The organism is Microbacterium sp. CPCC 204701 (assembly GCF_004010105.1).
Classification (GTDB): Bacteria; Actinomycetota; Actinomycetes; order Actinomycetales; family Microbacteriaceae; genus Microbacterium.
Genome location: NZ_RRYE01000480.1, coordinates 1 through 1955, shown reverse-complemented (window position 1 = coordinate 1955; position 1955 = coordinate 1). Strand labels below are relative to the sequence as shown.

General features: G+C 69.0%; 2 protein-coding genes. Both read right to left on the bottom strand.

Annotation, left to right across the window (positions count from 1 at the left end):
• Window positions 1-1314, bottom strand: a 1314-nt coding sequence (locus EIO58_RS17005; protein ID WP_127820455.1) for a DEAD/DEAH box helicase, incomplete at its 3' end; no start/stop codon positions are given.
• A 416-nt stretch (window positions 1315-1730) separates the two neighbouring features.
• Window positions 1731-1955: hypothetical protein (locus EIO58_RS19025; protein ID WP_205789353.1), on the bottom strand; the 225-nt coding region annotated here is incomplete at its 5' end.

Here is a 1955-nt window from a genome sequence, read left to right as displayed (position 1 = left end):
CGCGGGGTCGGGGTCGAGCAGCAGCGGGGTGTCGCCCTGGGCGACGATCGCGAGCGCCGCGGCGACGTCGACCTCGGGCACATCGTGGTTGCGCACGTAGTGGGCGACGATGTCGCGGAAGGCGTCGATGCGCTCGGAGTCGCCGAGCGCGGCGGTGATGCGGTCGTCGAAGCGCGACAGGCGCGTCTCGTTGACCTCATCGACGCTCGGCAGCGACATCTTGGTCAGCTCCTGGCGCGTCGCGCGCTCGATCATCTTGACGAGGCCGTGCTCGCGCGGGGTCACGAAGCTGATCGCGTCGCCCGAGCGTCCGGCGCGACCGGTGCGTCCGATGCGGTGCACGTACGACTCGGAGTCGGTGGGGATGTCGTAGTTGACGACGTGCGAGATGCGCTCGACGTCGAGTCCTCGCGCCGCTACGTCGGTGGCCACCAGGATGTCGAGCTTGCCCGACTTCAGCTGGTTCACGGTCTTCTCGCGCTGGGGCTGGGCGACGTCGCCGTTGATCGCGGCCGCGGAGTAGCCGCGGGCGCGCAGCTTCTCGGCGATCTCCTCGGTGATCGAGCGGGTGCGGCCGAAGACGATCATGCCGTCGAAGTTCTCGACCTCGAGGATGCGCGTGAGGGCATCCATCTTCTGCTGCCACTGCACGACGAGGTAGCGCTGGGCGACGGTCGCCGAGGTCTGCGTCTTGCCCTTGACCGTGATCTCTTCGGGGTCGTGCAGGTACTGCTTCGACATGCGGCGGATCGCGGCGGGCATCGTGGCCGAGAAGAGAGCGACCTGCTTGGTGTCGGGCGTCTCGGCCAGGATGGTCTCGACATCCTCGGCGAAGCCCATCTTGAGCATCTCGTCGGCCTCGTCGAGAACGAGATACTTCAGCTCCGACAGGTCGAGCGTGCCCTTCTCGAGGTGGTCGATGATGCGGCCGGGCGTGCCGACGACGATGTGGACGCCTCGGCGCAGAGCCGACAGCTGCACGCCGTAACCCTGGCCGCCGTAGACGGGCAGGACGTGCACGTTCTTCAGGTGGCCGGCGTACTTCTCGAACGCCTCGCAGACCTGGAGCGCCAGCTCGCGCGTCGGTGCGAGGACGAGCGCCTGAGGCGCCTTCTGCGAGAGGTCGAGCCGGTCGATGATCGGCAGTGCGAACGCGGCGGTCTTGCCGGTTCCGGTCTGTGCGAGGCCGACGACGTCGCGGCCGGCAAGAAGCGTCGGGATGGTCGCGGCCTGGATCGCGGAGGGGGTCTCGTATCCGATCTCGCGGAGGGCCTTGAGCACCGATTCGCCCAGGGCCAGATCGGCGAACGTCATCGCGGCGGGCTCGGCCTGAGCCTCTGCCTCGATGGAAGAATCCGTGGAAGTCACGCTTAAGGGTAGTGCGAACCACCTGGGAGACGACAGGATGCCGCGCCCAGGACTCTGTCGCGCTGCTCGCAGCCGCGGCATCCCTCGCCCGCTGACGCGGAGTTCGCGCGGCCGTTTCCTGCTCGCGCGCCCGCATCCTTCGGCCGCGCGAGCAGGAAACGGCGGCGCCAAGCAGCGCAGGGGCGGCTCAGCGCGGGATGATGCTCTGCGCGGCGAGTTCGGTGATGTCGACGGGCTGCGTCGGCGGCAGCGCGATCGAGGCGGGGTCGACGGCGGGCACGGCGGGGGTCATGGCGGATCCTCTCGTGGGGTACATGGTGAAGGCCGTTCACCATGTAATGTCCGGCGGGGGCGGATTCGTCTCATGTGATGGCGGTGCGGCGGGTGAGCTCCGGATGTCGCGGCGGTACCAGCCAGTTCGCCACCGCGATCGCGAGCGGGAGCGCGACGACGAGGCTTGCGATGAGCCACCACGGAACGTCGGACAGCAGCTGCACGCCGCCGGACTGGATCGAGAACCCGATCGGCGGAAGGACTCCGGCGAGCGCCCCGGCCGCGGTTCCGAAGCCGGCGATGATGAGCCCCTG